This is a genomic window from Salinadaptatus halalkaliphilus, assembly GCF_006543045.1.
In the GTDB taxonomy this organism is placed as follows: domain Archaea; phylum Halobacteriota; class Halobacteria; order Halobacteriales; family Natrialbaceae; genus Salinadaptatus; species Salinadaptatus halalkaliphilus.
Map to the genome: position 1 here is coordinate 25,724 of NZ_RBZW01000018.1, position 15,076 is coordinate 40,799.

General features: G+C 62.5%; 10 protein-coding genes, 1 tRNA gene and 2 pseudogenes. 9 read left to right on the forward strand and 4 right to left on the reverse strand.

The window, feature by feature from the left end; translation table 11 throughout:
• The first annotated feature begins 1 nt into the window (after position 1).
• Together trpE and trpG are read left to right on the forward strand one after the other, a co-directional pair.
• Positions 2 to 1,702 carry an anthranilate synthase component I gene (trpE, locus tag D8Y22_RS06675; protein ID WP_141463936.1) on the forward strand — a complete coding sequence of 567 codons (1,701 nt, stop codon included), beginning with the start codon at positions 2 to 4 and terminating at the stop codon, positions 1,700 to 1,702.
• Positions 1,699 to 2,340, forward strand: coding sequence for an anthranilate synthase component II (trpG, locus tag D8Y22_RS06680; protein ID WP_141463937.1), 642 nt, complete (start codon positions 1,699 to 1,701; stop codon positions 2,338 to 2,340). Before trpE ends, trpG begins: the two co-directional genes overlap by 4 nt.
• Before the next feature lie 2 nt (positions 2,341 to 2,342).
• On the opposite strand, the gene D8Y22_RS22275 is transcribed toward trpG, so the two are convergent.
• Positions 2,343 to 2,516 carry a hypothetical protein gene (locus tag D8Y22_RS22275; protein ID WP_174811791.1) on the reverse strand — a complete coding sequence of 58 codons (174 nt, stop codon included), beginning with the start codon at positions 2,514 to 2,516 and terminating at the stop codon, positions 2,343 to 2,345.
• A 418-nt stretch (positions 2,517 to 2,934) separates the two neighbouring features.
• On the opposite strand from D8Y22_RS22275, the pseudogene D8Y22_RS06685 reads away from it, so the two are divergent.
• From D8Y22_RS06685 to D8Y22_RS06690, 3 genes and pseudogenes are all read left to right on the forward strand, one after another.
• Positions 2,935 to 8,107, forward strand: a pseudogene (locus tag D8Y22_RS06685) (adenosylcobalamin-dependent ribonucleoside-diphosphate reductase); the annotation flags it as partial.
• 131 nt (positions 8,108 to 8,238) lie between these two features.
• Positions 8,239 to 8,754 (forward strand): annotated as a pseudogene (locus tag D8Y22_RS23485) (TSCPD domain-containing protein); the annotation flags it as partial.
• Between the two features lie 94 nt (positions 8,755 to 8,848).
• On the forward strand, positions 8,849 to 9,049 hold the full coding sequence (locus D8Y22_RS06690; protein WP_141463939.1) for an HVO_2523 family zinc finger protein: 201 nt from the start codon (positions 8,849 to 8,851) through the stop codon (positions 9,047 to 9,049).
• Positions 9,050 to 9,061: 12 nt separating this feature from the next.
• On the opposite strand, the gene D8Y22_RS06695 is transcribed toward D8Y22_RS06690, so the two are convergent.
• Positions 9,062 to 9,784, reverse strand: coding sequence for a TVP38/TMEM64 family protein (locus D8Y22_RS06695; protein WP_141463940.1), 723 nt, complete (start codon positions 9,782 to 9,784; stop codon positions 9,062 to 9,064).
• Positions 9,785 to 9,881: 97 nt separating this feature from the next.
• Here D8Y22_RS06695 and D8Y22_RS06700 point away from each other — a divergent pair, with 97 nt between their 5' ends.
• Positions 9,882 to 10,265, forward strand: coding sequence for a DUF5830 family protein (locus tag D8Y22_RS06700; protein WP_141463941.1), 384 nt, complete (start codon positions 9,882 to 9,884; stop codon positions 10,263 to 10,265).
• Between the two features lie 24 nt (positions 10,266 to 10,289).
• Here the strand turns inward: D8Y22_RS06700 and D8Y22_RS06705 are convergent, their stop codons facing one another.
• A complete protein-coding gene (locus D8Y22_RS06705) occupies positions 10,290 to 11,435 on the reverse strand; it encodes a DUF7115 domain-containing protein (protein WP_141463942.1) in 1,146 nt (381 codons plus the stop codon).
• A gap of 103 nt (positions 11,436 to 11,538) precedes the next feature.
• Here D8Y22_RS06705 and D8Y22_RS22280 point away from each other — a divergent pair.
• From D8Y22_RS22280 to D8Y22_RS06715, 3 genes are all read left to right on the forward strand, one after another.
• Positions 11,539 to 11,690 (forward strand) — tRNA-Met (locus tag D8Y22_RS22280).
• Between the two features lie 191 nt (positions 11,691 to 11,881).
• Positions 11,882 to 12,850: a transcription initiation factor IIB gene (locus D8Y22_RS06710; RefSeq protein WP_141463943.1), complete on the forward strand. Its 969-nt coding sequence runs from the start codon at positions 11,882 to 11,884 to the stop codon at positions 12,848 to 12,850.
• A 76-nt stretch (positions 12,851 to 12,926) separates the two neighbouring features.
• Positions 12,927 to 13,316: a hypothetical protein gene (locus D8Y22_RS06715; protein ID WP_246084369.1), complete on the forward strand. Its 390-nt coding sequence runs from the start codon at positions 12,927 to 12,929 to the stop codon at positions 13,314 to 13,316.
• Between the two features lie 12 nt (positions 13,317 to 13,328).
• Here D8Y22_RS06715 and D8Y22_RS06720 read toward each other — a convergent pair whose 3' ends face one another.
• Positions 13,329 to 14,996: a gamma-glutamyltransferase family protein gene (locus tag D8Y22_RS06720; RefSeq protein WP_141463945.1), complete on the reverse strand. Its 1,668-nt coding sequence runs from the start codon at positions 14,994 to 14,996 to the stop codon at positions 13,329 to 13,331.
• Positions 14,997 to 15,076: the final 80 nt, after the last annotated feature.

Genomic DNA, 15,076 nt, shown 5'->3' on the forward strand with positions numbered 1-15,076 from the left:
CATGACCGATACGCAACCGAACGAGCGGGTGACGTTCGATATCGATCGCGACTCCTTCGGCGAACACGCACGCGACGCGTCGGCACAGCCGACCGTCGTCCGCACCGTCGCGACGCTCGACGCCGAGACGACGCCGCTTGCCGCCTACGCTGCCTTGACCGGCCGGTCTACCGGGAGTGACCGCGAGCGATCGTCCTACGCCTTCCTGCTCGAGAGCGCCGAGAAGACCGCTTCGAGCGATCCCGACGGCGCGTTTCGCCCGAGCTCCGCGACGGCGGATCGTCACGCCCGATTTTCCTACGTCGGCTACGATCCCGAGGCCGTCGTGACGGTCGACCCCGACGAAACGACCGTCGAGGCGTTGACCGACGATGCACCGCTCGCACACCTCGAGACCGCCAGCGAGGGCGACCGGGACACCGACGGCGAGAGAAACGGCGACACCGTCGACGAACTCCGGGCGGCGATGGGCGACGTTCGTCTGGAGAACTTTCCCGACCACGACCGCCAGCATCTGGAGGGCGGGCTCGTTGGCTTTCTAGCCTACGACGCCGTCTACGACCTCTGGCTCGAGGAAGTCGGCTGCGAGCGTCCCGATTCGCGCTTTCCCGACGCACAGTTCGTGCTAACGACGAAGACGCTCGCGTTCGACGAACGCGACGGCACCGTCTCGCTGGTCTTCACGCCGATGCTCACGTCCGCGGACGACCCGGGCGCCGTCTACGACGAGCTGTGTGCGGAAGCGAACGCCGTCGCGGAAACGCTTCGAACGGCCGACCACCCCGAAACCGGGGGTTTCGTTCGCCACGACGAGGTCGCCGGCCCGAAAGCCGACTACGAGGATCACGTACGACGCGCCAAAGAGCACGTCCTCGACGGCGACATCTATCAGGGCGTCATCTCTCGGACGCGCGAACTCTACGGCGACGTCGATCCGCTCGGCTTCTACGAGGCCATGCGCGACGTGAACCCCTCGCCGTACATGTACCTCCTCGAGCACGACGATCTGACCGTCGTCGGTGCGAGCCCGGAGACGCTCATCTCCGTGCGCGGCCGCGAGGTGATGTCGAATCCCATCGCCGGCACCTGCGACCGGGGCTCGAGTCCGGTCGAGGATCGACGCCTCGCCGGCGAGATGCTCGCCGACGAGAAAGAGCGAGCCGAACACACGATGCTCGTCGATCTGGCGCGAAACGACGTGCGCCGCGTATCCGAAGCCGGCAGCGTTCGCGTCGACGAGTTCATGAACGTTCTCAAGTACAGCCACGTCCAGCACATCGAGTCGACCGTGACCGGCCAACTGGCGGCCGACGCAGACGCCTTCGACGCGACCCGAGCGGCCTTCCCCGCCGGCACACTTTCGGGCGCACCGAAGGTTCGCGCGATGGAGATCATCGACGCGCTCGAAACCGAGCCGCGAGGTCTCTACGGCGGCGGCGTCGGTTACTACTCCTGGACCGGCGACGCCGACTTCGCGATCGTCATCCGGACGGCGACGGTCGAATCCCTCGAGTCGGCCGAAGACGCGTCGGATCGAATCACCGTCCAGGCCGGTGCCGGGCTGGTCGCCGACAGCGATCCCACCGCCGAGTACGAGGAGACCGAAAAGAAGATGGGCGGCGTACTGGCCGCACTCGAGGCGATCGAACGCCCCTCGAGCGACGACCGCGAGACGGGGATCTCCCCGGAGGTAAGCAGATGAGCGCGACGACTGGGGAGGCCGAGTCCGGTACGGACCCCGAGTCGACGACCGTACTGTTTATCGACAACTACGACTCGTTCACCTACAACCTCGTCGAATACGTTAGCCAGCAGGACGGAACCGAGACCGAGGTGCTGAAAAACACTGCGTCACTCGCGGACGTTCGGGCCACCGATCCCGACGCAATCGTTATTAGTCCCGGCCCCGGCCACCCCAAAAACGACCGCGACGTCGGCGTCACGATGGACGTGCTCCGAGAAATTAGCCCCGACGTGCCGACGCTTGGCATCTGCCTCGGTCTCGAGGCGGCCGTCTACGAGTACGGCGGCAGCGTCGGCCGCGCCCCGGATCCGATCCACGGGAAGGCATCGGCAGTCGATCACGATAGCCAAGGCGTCTTCGCGGGCTTAGAACAGGGCTTTCGAGCAGGGCGCTATCACTCGCTGGTCGCCACCGACATCCCGGACTGTCTCGAGGTGACGGCGACGGCAGCACACGGGACGGAAACGCTCGTTATGGGCGTTCGTCATCGGGAGTATCCGCTCGAGGCAGTACAGTTCCATCCGGAGAGCGTACTAACAGCCGTTGGACACGACGTCATCGAGAACTTCCTCGAGGACGTCCGCGGCCGTTCCTGAGTTCAGAACGGGAGCCCGACGAAACCAGTCGCATACAGCGCGGCGAGGACGATCGCCGCGACGATACCGACGCGGATTGCGAGTTTGATCGCGATCCGAATTGCGATAATCGCAACGCCGATTGCGGCGATGGCGGCGAGGGCGAGCAACACCGTCCCCGACAGTGGGTCGACCATACGAAGTGGCTGTAGCGAAGGGACGTAATCTTTCTGGAAATCGTGACAACAACGACGCCGTATATGTTGGTTCCGGACACCAGCCTCGATAGGTGACGCGATACCGGAAGAATCGAAGCGAGAGCGCAGTATTCAGCCGATTTCGTTCACTTTCACTTCGGTCTGAAAATCGTTAAGGCCATCGACGCCGTAGCCCCTGATAGGCCACAACGCGGCCGCCTCGACGGCCGCCGTTCGCGGACTCTGGAACCACGCAGAGCCATCTACACAATACAAATTGAACTAGTGCAACCAAAATAGGACAGGTTTATGAGTGATGCACGAATACCGAACCTTCGTCACGAATGATGAGAGCCACGACTCGGATTAGCGCCAGAATTGCGACGCGAGGGCGGGATAGCGACGGGGTGGCCCACGCATGAGCCAACACGATCTCTCCGCGGAAGAGTTGACGCTACCGATCAAGCGCACCGAGGGAGAGACCCTGGAGGATCGCCTGACCGGTAACGCCTACCACAACATCCTTCCGGCACGGTATCTGCGCAAGAACGCCGACGGGAACCTCGTCGAGCAACAGGAGGACCTCTTCGAGCGCGTCGGCAAGAACATCGCGCTCGCAGAGGCCGTCTTTGCGGCCGAAAAACGGGACATCGAGATTACAGTTACGCCCGACCAGCTCAAACCCGACCATCCGCGGCGTGACGAACTCGCCGAGGACGTGTTTGGCGCCGGCACTAGTACGGCGGACGACGCCGAGACGACCCTCTCTATCTACAACGTCAACAAGTTCGCCTACGACACCGTTGTCCCCGAACTCCCCGAGGACATCCGCGACCACGTCGAGGACGTTTCTGCGGAGTTCCAGGGCATGATGGCAAACCTCGATTTCATGCCGAACTCGCCGACCCTGATGAACGCGGGCGACGAACTTCAACAGCTTTCGGCGTGTTTCGTCGACTCTCCCGAGGACGACATCGACGACATCCATCAGACCGCCAAGGAGGCCGCACAGGTCTTCCAGTGTCTCACCGAGGAGTCGACGGTGATGGTCGAGGAGAAAGGAATAATTAGCGTCGCCGACGTGGCAGCCGGTGACCGCGTCGCACAGCGGACCGATTCGGGGTTCCAGTACAAACCCGTCGAGGAGACACACACGTACGAAGACGCAGAGACGCTTACGGTTACCCTCGCGAACGGACTTTCCGTCCGCGGAACGCCGAACCACCGTCTCATGGTCGACGGGGAATGGACGCGACTCGACGAGATCCAGGCCGGCCAGGAGATTCACTACGCGTTAGGCTGGCTTCGAGAGGCGGACCGTGAGGTCCCAGAGCTTACGTCTGTAGCGAGCGGCGCTCAGTGGAGCGAGAACAGAACCGTCGAGAACGCGGAGATTCTCGAGCTGTATCGGGAAGACCTCAGCGATTATGAGATTGCGGAGCGTCTCGACTGCGGGAAGTCCACGGTACAGCGCCGCCGGAGCAACGAACTTGATCTCCCGCCGAACGGAAACGGTGGGCGGAAACCCGGTTCGTCGTCGTTCGACGAGTCGACGGCCCACCGACTGTATCGGGACGGACACACCGACGCGGAGATTGCCGACGAACTAGACGTCCACCAAGCGACTGTCGGACAGTTCCGTGCTCGCGAACAACTCACTCCGAACGGAACACCGGTCAAGGCGGTCAGCCAACCGGAGCAGTTAACCGAGGGACTCGCGGAACTCGTCGGACTCTGGGTCGGTGACGGGTCGTGGCACCAGAACGGGGTTCGGTTCCACGTTGGTCGAGAGAGTATCGCCGAGTACATCGACGAACTCTCCCAACAACTATTCGGTACGTCGACATCTATCTCCGCCGCAGACGGGTGCTACGAGGTCGGTATCAACAGTCACGAGATCAAGCGCTGGTGGGAGGCGAACTTCGATTGTAAGGCCGACGGTGCCCAGTCCGCTCGCGTCCCGCAGGTCGTAAAGCGTGCACCCGCCACCGTCGTCGAAGCGTTCCTCCGCGGGTACTTCACGGCGGACGGAACGTTGCTCAACGACACGTATCCAAAACTGTACAGTTCGTCCGAACGAGCTATCGACGACGTCGCGACGCTGATGATGGGGCTTGGCTATCCAGTCAAAAAGTCCGTCATCCGCGACGAAGACGCCCATCCGTACTACGGCCTCGTTCCGACGACCGGCGAGGGACGGAAAGCGTTCCTCCGCGAGGTCGGTTTCATCGACGAACGGCGCGAAGTCGCCCTGTCGAACATCGATTCCATCTCCCCTCGAGACTCCCACGTTATCGGCGAGGAATACACTGTCGAGGTCGAGGCCGTGACCGAATCCGAACCCGCGACCGTCTACGACATCACCATCGAGGATAACCACGAATACGTGACCGACGGGATCGTCTCGCACAATAGCGGCGGCGGAATGGGGTATGCCTTCTGGCGACTCCGCCCCTACGGCGACGCGGTCGGCAGCACTGGCGGCATCGCCAGCGGCCCGATCACCTTCATGCGGACGTACGACCAGATGTGCGAGACGATCGCACAGGGTGGCGCGCGCCGCGGCGCGCAGATGGGCGTCATGCGCGTCTCCCATCCCGATGTCATCCAGTTCATCCACGCCAAGAACAAGGACGTCTCGCTGGCCGAGACGCTGCGTCTGAACGACCCCGACGACTACACCCACACCTCCTTCCAGGCTGCTCTCGAGGAGGCCCGCGAACTCATCGACGACGAGGGCCGCGTCCCCAAACACCTCCGCAACGCCGTCGAGGGCCACCTCTCGAACTTCAACATCTCCGTCGGCATCACCGACGACTTCATGGAGGCCCTCCAGAACGGCGAGGAGTTTACCTTCACCAACCCGCGCACGGAAGAGCCACACGTCGCGACCGAAGAGACCAAAGAGCTCTACGAGATGTTCGGTCTCGGCGACCACGTCGAGGTCGGCGAAGAATTGTCAATTCCCGCAGAAGAAATCTGGGACGACATCGTCGAGGGGGCTCACGAGAACGGCGAACCCGGCGTGATCTACCTCGAGCGGGTCAACAAACAGCACTCGTTCGATATAGATAAACATCCTGAACATAGAATATTAGCGACAAATCCATGCGGAGAACAGCCGTTGGAGGAGTACGAGGCCTGTAACCTCGGTCACATCAACCTCTCGACGCTCGCGGATCTCGAGGCTCCAGACTGGCGCGTCTGGTACGACGAGCACGGCGACGACTACGACGACCTCGAGAACGCCGTCGACGCCTTCCTCGAGGAGGCAGTCGACTTCGAGGAGTTCGATCGCCGCATCGAGATGGGGACGCGATTTTTGGAGAACGTCGTCACCATGTCGGACTTCCCGGTCGAGAAGATCGAGCAGAAGGTCCGGGAGATGCGCAAGATCGGGCTAGGCATCATGGGACTCGCCCAGCTGTACATCCAGCTGGGGATGGAGTACGGCAGCGAGGCCTCCAACGAGGTCGCACGCCAGCTCATGACCCACATCAACCACACCGCGAAGTGGACATCCCACGAACTCGCCGAGGAACGCGGGAGCTTCGACGAGTGGGACAACTCCAAGTACGCGAACCCGACCGAGTACCGCGAGTGGTTCGAGAAACAGACCGGCCTCGACGCCGACGACTGGGCCGAGGGCTTCCACATCCGTAACCACAACGTGACGACTATCGCGCCGACCGGTTGTGTCGACGAAGACTCACTCGTCTCGACCGACGAGGGTCTTCGGCCGATCAAGGATCTGGACAACACCGGTGCGGAGTTCGAGCAGTGGGGCGAGATCGAAGCCGGTGTTTCCACCGACGGCGGAACGAAGACTGCGACAGCTGTGTACGACAACGGCTTCGCCGACGTGCGACGGATCGAAACGGAAGGTGGATTCAGCGTCGCTTCGACGCCGAACCACCGGTTCCGAACGATCGACGAGAACGGCGAGTACGCGTGGAAGGAGGCCGACGACTTCGAACCTGGCGACCACATCGTCCTTCAGCGCAACACCTTCGATGGCGGATCCCGTGCCGACCTCGACACGAGCGAACGGGAGAACTACTATCACAACACCGACGAGGACCTCCAGCTACCCGCAGAAATGACTCCGGAGCTCGCGGCGTTCCTGGGGTACTTTATGGGCGATGGATACGTCCACGACGAGGTCGGAGTCAAGCTGGTCGTCGAATCGGACGCCGAGGAACTCGACGCGTACCTCCGCGAGCTCGGCGAATCGCTGTTTGGCGTGTCGCCGACTGTCGAGGACCGTGACACGCGTCGCGTTCTCTGTTTCGGTGGGCGTCATCTCCCACGATACTTCGAGGACAACGGCTGGGAGAAAGCGGATGGAAACGAGGGGGAAGGCGCCGCCAGCGCCTTCGTCCCCGAAGAAGTTCTCAGCAGCGACGAGAAGGTCCCCAGAGCATTCCTCAGGGGCTTGTTCGAAGCCGATGGAACTGCTCCTCGCAAGGTGGAGCTGTCCACCGTCTCCGAAACACTTGCCGAGCAGGTACAAACGTTGTTGCTCTCGCTCGGCTGCGTCTTCGTACGGGAGGCGTACGACGCAGACGAACTGGGCGACGATCACTTCGGTGAGCGAACGCGACACGCCCTCCGCGGTGCGAACAAATACCAGGACGAGCGCTTCGTAGACGAAATCGGGTTCCTCACCAAGTCCCTAGACGTCGAACTCACTGCCCAGTCGTATCGCAACGATGTCTATCCACCGGCTGTCGTGGAGGCACTCCGCACTGTCGACGGGTACGATTCGGTCAGCAAGTCCGTCAAGAAGCGGGTCAACCAGTCGCCTATCAACGGTTCGGTCTCCCGGAAACTCGTCAGGGATGTCGAAGCCGAGACGGGCGAGACCGTTCGACTTGACCACCGTCGGTTGACCAATTTCTACGTGGCAACCGTCGATTCGGTTACCGAGGCAAAGGCCTACACGAAAGATATCAGCGTCCCGTCGAACAACACCTACATCGCGAACGGGTTCGTGACACACAACACCACTTCGATGGTCGGCAACACCACGGGTGGCTGTGAGCCGATCTACAACGTCGCCTACTACAAGAACGTCTCCGACGACGTCCAGGGCGACGAAATGCTCGTCGAGTTCGACGACTACTTCCTCCGGGTGCTCGAGGACAACGACATCGACGTCGACGCCGTCAAAGAGGAGGCCCAAGAACAGATGGCGACCAACCAGTTCAACGGCGTCGAAGGACTCTCGACGGTGCCAGACGCCATCGGCGAACTGTTCGTCACGACCGGTGACCTCTCGGCGAAAGCACACGCCGGCGTGCAGGTCGCCTGTCAGGCCGGCGTCGACTCCGCCATCTCGAAGACCGTCAACGCACCGAACGATTCCACGCTCGAGGACGCCAAAGACGTCTTCGAGTACATCTACGAGCACGGCGGCAAGGGTGTCACCTACTACCGCGACGGCACCCGCTCGAAGCAGGTGCTGACGACCCGCGCCGACAACGCCGACTTCGCCGACGAGACCGAGGCCGCGGCGGCGCTCGTCGAACAGATCGACGATATTTTCGGTGGTCTCGAGACCTTCCTCGAGAACGAGGACGTTCAGGACATCCTCGAGACGGATGTCGGCGCACTCGCCGACGACCCCGACGAAGCGTCCGAACCGGAACCCGTCCACGTCGACTTCACCGAGAAACGCGAACGGCCCGACGCGCTCCAGGGCGTCAGCCAGCGCATCGACACCGGCTACGGGAAGATCTACGTGACGATCAACGAGGATCCCGAGACCGGTCAGCCGTTCGAACTGTTCGCGAACATCGGCCACTCCGGCGGGTTCACGAACTCCTTCACCGAAGCGCTCGCGAAGGTCATCTCGACCTCGCTTCGCTCGGGCGTCGATCCGGAAGAGATCGTCGACGAACTCTGTGGGACTCGAAGCCCCAAGGTGGCCTGGGACAAAGGCGAACAGATCCAGTCGATTCCCGACGCTATCGGCACCGCGATGCGGCGCTACCTCGACAACGAGATCGACAAACCGTACCCCGAGCAAAAGACCCTCGAGGAATCAGCCGATGCAGGTGTCGTCGACCGCCAGACCGACGGCGGCGCGACCGCGGCCGCAAGCGATACCGACGACACGACACAGGATCTCATCGATGCCGGTGAATCCCCCGAATGTCCCGAGTGTGGCTCGCTCTCGCTGTACTTCTCCGAAGGCTGCAAAACGTGCGAGTCCTGTGGCTGGAGCGAATGCTGAGCTAGCGACCCGTCAGTAACTGTCCTTTTTCGCGATCGATCGTCGGACTCGAGTCGACCAGTAGATCTTAGCGGCACCGGTCCGAACTGCCAGTATGGCCCCAGCCGATGATCGTCGGTCCGGATCGACGCCCTCGAGCGCCGACGATCGGACGACCGAAATAGACGGCGGGCGAAATACCGATTCGACCGAGCCGACCTGCCCTCACTGCGAGGCACCGATGTTCGAACGCCACTGCAAGTACGTCTGCCCACAACACGGCGTCATCATCGACTGCAGCGACCCCTTCTTGTGACCGGTGAGAACGTTAGTACTCCAGCGGTTGTGACGTGTCTCGAGTCGATCGGTTTCGAACGAGTCGGTAGATTGGACCAGCGAGTAGGATCGCTGCCGCGAGCAAGCACGCCACCGTCACCACGAGACCGAGTTCGCCGAGCCCATCGGCCGCGAGCGTCGCCGCCGATGCGCCGACGACGACCGCAGCGATCGTCCAGGGGAGTTCGCCCAGGACCGTCCCAAGGACGAACTGGCGAAGTCTGACCTCGCTCGCTGCGGCAGCACACGTCGAAACGTCCGAGGGGATTGGGACGAGTCGGGAGACGGCGACACCCCGAATCGGACCGGCCGTATTGTAGTAGCGGCCAGCCACGTCGCTCGCGCGCTCGAAAAGGTCGCCCACTAGCCCGTCGGCCTGCTGAGAGACCGGACGGGAGGCCGGTTCGCGGGCGACGACGCGACGGGCGACCAAGAATACGGGGACGACCGTCACGACGAGGCCGACGAGCGCGACTGGCACGCCGACCGTAACGCCGTAACCGTAGCCGACGACGACCGCAAGTGGCGTCGTCGGCCAAGCGAACAGCGGCCGAACGAGGTAGAGCCCAGCGATCGTCACGGCGAACAGATACGGGTCGCCGGTGAGCGACTCCAGAAACCCGAACGCCGTCGACGGTGACACGAGCATCCCGGCTGCGAGGACCGCACTGACGACGAGGAGGCCAATAATCGCTCGAGTCGACACCGACGACATCGACCGGAGTTTTCACTCAGGGATTGAATCTCTTGTGTCTCCGGACAGCAATCCGGCGGCACAACGTTTATTCCGTCCGAACGAAGACCACAGACCGATGGGATCCGGGGAGAGAGCCAACGACGCTGTCGACGATCGCGTCCAACTCGGGCTGGCGTTACTCGAGCGCCTCGAGCACGAGTCACTCCCGCTGGCCGATGTCGTCGATCGCATCGAGACGGTGACGAGCGATCCGACGGTAACCCGGACGATCCTCGACAAGGCCGAATTACGAGGGGTCATCGAACGCGACGATGGCATCATCCGGCCGAAAAGCCGCCAGTACGTCAACTTCGACCGTGACGTGATTACAAAAGAAGGTGAGTTTCGCTGTCGGCGCTGTGGCTCCGGACTCTCGACGGGCTACTTTATCGATCTCGAGGGCGGGGAACTCGGCCCGTTTGGCTCCTCGTGCATTCGAAAGGTAACCGGACGAGAGTGAGGGCGGTCGGGTCGATGATTCGAGCTATCGTCCCTGTCGCAGTTCGGCGATCAACTGCTCGATGGTCTGTTGTTGGCGTTCGATGAGTTCGGACTGGTGGTCGACGGCTGCCTCGAGGTCCTCGATACGCTCGAGAAGCGCTGGATCGACGGCGTCGGTGGTCGCTGCGGAACCGGTGTCCGTCTGTTGGCCGGCCGTGTCGGTATCGTCATCGAAGAGGTCTGCGGTTTCGACGGTTGCCGCCGATCGCTCCTCGTGTTGGTGTGTGTCTGTCTCGAGCTGTGTGCCGGTCTGGCGCTGTGTCTGGGATTGTGTCTGAGCCGGCTGTTCGTTCCGCGATTGACCGTTTGAGTCGACCGATGGGGACGCCGAGTCGCCGCCTGCAACGGTAGTGCCCGCGGTCGTCTCAGCGAATTCGTCGGTCGAATCATCGATATCTACGTCGTCAGGTTCCGGTGGATCGGCATCGAGAGGATCGACGCCGTCGCCGAAGTCCATCGATGCGCTGTCGGCCTCGGCAGCGTCGGATTCGACACCGACCAGATCGTTGAGTGCCGACAGCGAGTCGACGTCGTGATACTCGAAGAGCGCGCGTTTGAGTCGTTCGCGCAGGTCGTTTGCCTCTTCGTTCGGGGCTTTGATCCGCTGGGGCCGACCATCGACTTCGAGGACGATCTGCGTGGCGACGCTACCGTCTTCGAACGAGAGGTTGGTGACGTCGCTGAAGTGGTACTCCTCGTAGTCTTCGTCCCAGACGGCACTGCCGATGTGTTTGACGAGTCGGTCACTCGTGATGATCAGCGTCAGTTCACTAAATCGGTAGGTTTGGACGACCGTCTCGCCGGGATCGGTGATACCGTTGCCGTTCAAGACGCCTGCAAGCACCGGATGCAAGGCGGCATCGGTCTTGCTCGCCGGGATAGTAAACTCGTGGGTGCCTTCCAGGGGGTACTCGAGGGAGAATTTGGTTTTTCGTCGACCTTCCGAGAGGGTGAGTCGGTCTGCCTCGTGGGGAAAGTCCTCGATCGATTCGTCGCTCAGGAGTCCTTCCGCTCGATAGACGAGAGTTCGAGACGGCGTAATGAAAAGTTCGTCTTCCCCACCGAGAGAGACTTGCGCCGCGATCTCCTCGTCCTCGAGAGTAGATTGGACGATACCGGGAACGCTCATATCGCGGTAGTTCGTACGACCATGTCATAAATCCGTGGGTCCCCGTTGCACGCCCGCAACGAATGGGAAGGTTAAAGAAACGGACGCTACTACCAACGAGTGAGCCCGGGTGGCTTAGCTGGACATAGCGCCGCACTCATAGGGTTCAGAGATTCGGTGCGGTTTCGCCTTGGAAGCCCGCCTGTCCCACTGAGGACTGCCGAGCCTCGAACCTGGGACATGCGGAGATCGAGGGTTCGGAGCCCTCCCCGGGCACTTTTTGAAGAAGTCACGAACGCAGTGAGTAACGAGAGCGTCATCACGTCACCAGCGGCGTTCGATTCGAGTCGGGGGCGGATACCATTCCCACGGCCTGGGAATCCGCCAACCCGCTATATGTCCGCTCGAGCTATCTATGAGAGAGAACCACATAGCCGGCGTGGAATTCAATGGTGGGTCGAACGTGTATGTCCAGAACAATCATCGATACGGCCGGCAAGGAGCCGGTACAGGAGCGCGAACACGAGACGGAACCGATCGGGAATCGGTCTGTGTGTCCGGAGTGCGCGGGTCGCATTCGCGACGATGACCAACACGGCGAGCGCGTGTGTACTGACTGTGGGCTCGTCGCCGACGCGGACGAACTCGATCGCGGACCCGAATGGCGGTCGTTCGAGGGGGATGACCGTCGGCGAGTCGGCGCACCGGTGACGAGTCGACACCACGACAAGGGTCTCAGTACGACGATCGGCTGGCAAGAGACCGACGCCTACGGCAACGAACTCTCGAGTCAGAAGCGCCGACAGCTCCGGCGGCTTCGAACCTGGAACCAGCGGTTCACCGCGACGGACTCTCGCGAGCGGAATCTCAAGCAAGCGCTTGGCGAACTCGAGCGGATGGCATCGGCGCTTGGACTGTCCGAGCCGTGTCGGGAAACCGCTGCCGTGATCTACCGACAGGCCGTCGATGAAGGGCTCTTACCCGGCCGATCGATCGAAGCGATGACGACGGCGAGTCTCTACATCGCAGCCCGGCAACACGGAACGCCGCGAACGCCGGCGACCGTCGAGTCCGTGAGCCGCATCGACAACGCAGCCATCCAGCGCGCGTATCGGTACCTCTCGAGAGAGCTCGAACTCGAGATTGCACCGACCGATCCGATGCAGCACTTACGGCCGTTCGCGTCCGCCCTGGAGGTAAGCGACGAAGCGACACACCTCGCACAGGACATCCTCGAGGCGGCGAAAGACGACGAAATTCACATCGGAAAGAGCCCGGCAGGGCTCGCGGCGTCGGCGATCTACGCTGCAGCGCGGCTTACCAACGAACACGTCACCCAGGAGACGGTCGACGAACGGACTGGCGTAAGCGAGTTCACCGTTCGGAACCGGTATCAGGAGCTACTGGACGTGTACGGCGAACGTGGCGACCGATAAGGCGGTGCTGACGGTTCGACTACGGTGTTCTCAGCCACGCCAAATGCCTTCTCACTCGAGAACGTATCCCATCGATGTGTCGGAACGACCCGCAGCAACGCGATGGGTACGGGGCCTGTGGTCGTACTATCGAGCGTATACGCATACCCCAGCACATACCGCCTCGGCGGCAGCACTGGCGATATTCGGCCTCCTCGTTTTCGTCGATCCGATCTTCGCCGCGGTCGCTATCGGCTCGTATCTCGTCCCACCCATCGTACTGTACGTCTTGGCTGACGAACAAGCCCTCGAGAACGGCAAGCGAGCGGACAGCGACGCTGCAGAGACTCACTCAGATAGCGAGGGGATCGTCGACGATGCTGGTGATGACGATTCTGACACGGACACAGACGACGGTACGGATACCGACAACAGCGATACGGACACCGATAGCGGTGACACGGATACCGATACCGACGACGGGTGAGTTAGACGAGTATCAGTACCCGATGGCGACGCCGTCTTTCCGAGGTTCCGTTGCGCCGGAAAGGGTCTCACCGCGATGCCGAACGACCTGTGCACCGCCGAACGTGACCGGCGGGAGGACCCGAACGTCGTGGCCCCGGCGCGCGAGTTTCGCCGTCGAAGGGAGTCGTTCTTCGACGCCGAGCGTGCCGTCTTCGCGATATCGCCACCGTGGCGCGTCAAGTGATTCCTGGAGCCCCATCTCGTAGTCGACGATGTTCGAAAGGACCTGGACGTGTCCCTGGGGTTGCATATACCCACCCATCACGCCGAAGGCGAGCCAATCGTCGGCGTCGAGTTTCGCGATCGCCGGAACGAGCGTGTGGAACGGTCGCTTTCCACCCTCGAGGCTGTTGGGATGAGCCGGGTCCAGCGAGAACGACGCCCCGCGGTTCTGGAGGGCGATGCCGGTGTCGCCGGCGACCAGCCCGCTGCCGAAGCCGGCGAATCGGGAGTTGATGTAGGAGACGAGATTGCCGGCTTCGTCGCCGACGGTCAACAGGACGGTATCGGCATCCTCAGCGTTGGCGTTCGGAACGCCGACGGCTGGATCGCGTATCGGCTCGTCGCCGATCGCCTGTGCGCGCTCGCGGGCGTAGGACTTCGACGAGAGCGGCGGGATCGATTCGTACGTCGGGTCCGTAACGTAGCGGTGGCCGTCGACGAACGCGAGTTTCGTCGCCTCGGCGAATGCGTGAATTCGATCCGGAGAATCGTAGGCGTAGTCGCCGGCACCGATTTCCTCGGCGATGTTCAGCGCCTCGAGGGCGATCAGTCCCTGGTTGTTCGGCGGAAGTTCGTAGACCTCGGCGCCGTTGTACGTCGTCTGGACGGGATCGACGAATTCGGGCTCGAACGCGGCGAGATCCTCGCGGGTCATGAATCCGCCCGCCGACCGGATCTCCTCGACGATCGTGTCGGCGATGTTGCCCTCGTAGACGGCGTCAGCACCCTCCTCGGCGACCGTTCGCAACGACGCACCGAGGCGCGGCAACCGAACCGTCTGTTCCGGCGACGGACTCTCGCCGTCGACGAGGTACGCCTCGCGTGCGTGCTCGTCCGTGAACAACGCCTCGGCGGCCTGCCAGTGATGGGCGATGACCGGCGAGACGGGATACCCCTCGGTCGCGTAGGTGATCGCGGGCTCGAGCACGTCGGCGAGCGATTTGCGACCCAGTTTCTGGACCGTTGCCTCCCAGCCTCGAGCTGTCCCGGGAACGGTCACCGCGTGTGGGCCGAGAAACGGCATCCCGAGTTCGTCCGCGCTCGCGTCGCTGTCGACGGCGTAGCCACGGGAGTCCGGGTAGTACTGACCCGGATCGTCCGCTTGCTCGAGGGCGCGGGTAACGGATTCGATGGTCGCTTCCTGCGGGGCGGGACCACACGAGCGCATTGCACCAACGGTCCCGTCGGCGGTGCGATAGAGTGCGAAGACGTCACCGCCGAGTCCCGTCGATGTCGGTTCAACGACGTTGAGCGCGGCAGCCGTCGCGACGGCCGCGTCGAAGGCGTTGCCGCCGTCCTGCAGGATCGAAATGCCCGCCTGTGCCGCAAGCGGTTGGCTCGTCGCAACCATCCCGCGGTTGCCGTAGACGGTCGAGCGCCGCGAGTCGAACCGGTCGAGGTCGACGTGGTCAGTCATACCGTCCGTACGCACGAGGGTACTGTAAAAGGTTTGTGTAGCGATACCACGTTTCGCGTTGGCCAAACCGACGAGTGTTC

Coding starts and splice junctions, on each gene's coding strand:
- trpE (WP_141463936.1), top strand. CDS start 2: ATGACCGATACGCAACCGAACGAGCGGGTGACGTTCGATATCGATCGC.
- trpG (WP_141463937.1), top strand. CDS start 1,699: ATGAGCGCGACGACTGGGGAGGCCGAGTCCGGTACGGACCCCGAGTCG.
- D8Y22_RS22275 (WP_174811791.1), bottom strand. CDS start 2,516: ATGGTCGACCCACTGTCGGGGACGGTGTTGCTCGCCCTCGCCGCCATC.
- D8Y22_RS06690 (WP_141463939.1), top strand. CDS start 8,849: ATGGCCCCAGCCGATGATCGTCGGTCCGGATCGACGCCCTCGAGCGCC.
- D8Y22_RS06695 (WP_141463940.1), bottom strand. CDS start 9,784: ATGTCGTCGGTGTCGACTCGAGCGATTATTGGCCTCCTCGTCGTCAGT.
- D8Y22_RS06700 (WP_141463941.1), top strand. CDS start 9,882: ATGGGATCCGGGGAGAGAGCCAACGACGCTGTCGACGATCGCGTCCAA.
- D8Y22_RS06705 (WP_141463942.1), bottom strand. CDS start 11,435: ATGAGCGTTCCCGGTATCGTCCAATCTACTCTCGAGGACGAGGAGATC.
- D8Y22_RS06710 (WP_141463943.1), top strand. CDS start 11,882: ATGTCCAGAACAATCATCGATACGGCCGGCAAGGAGCCGGTACAGGAG.
- D8Y22_RS06720 (WP_141463945.1), bottom strand. CDS start 14,996: ATGACTGACCACGTCGACCTCGACCGGTTCGACTCGCGGCGCTCGACC.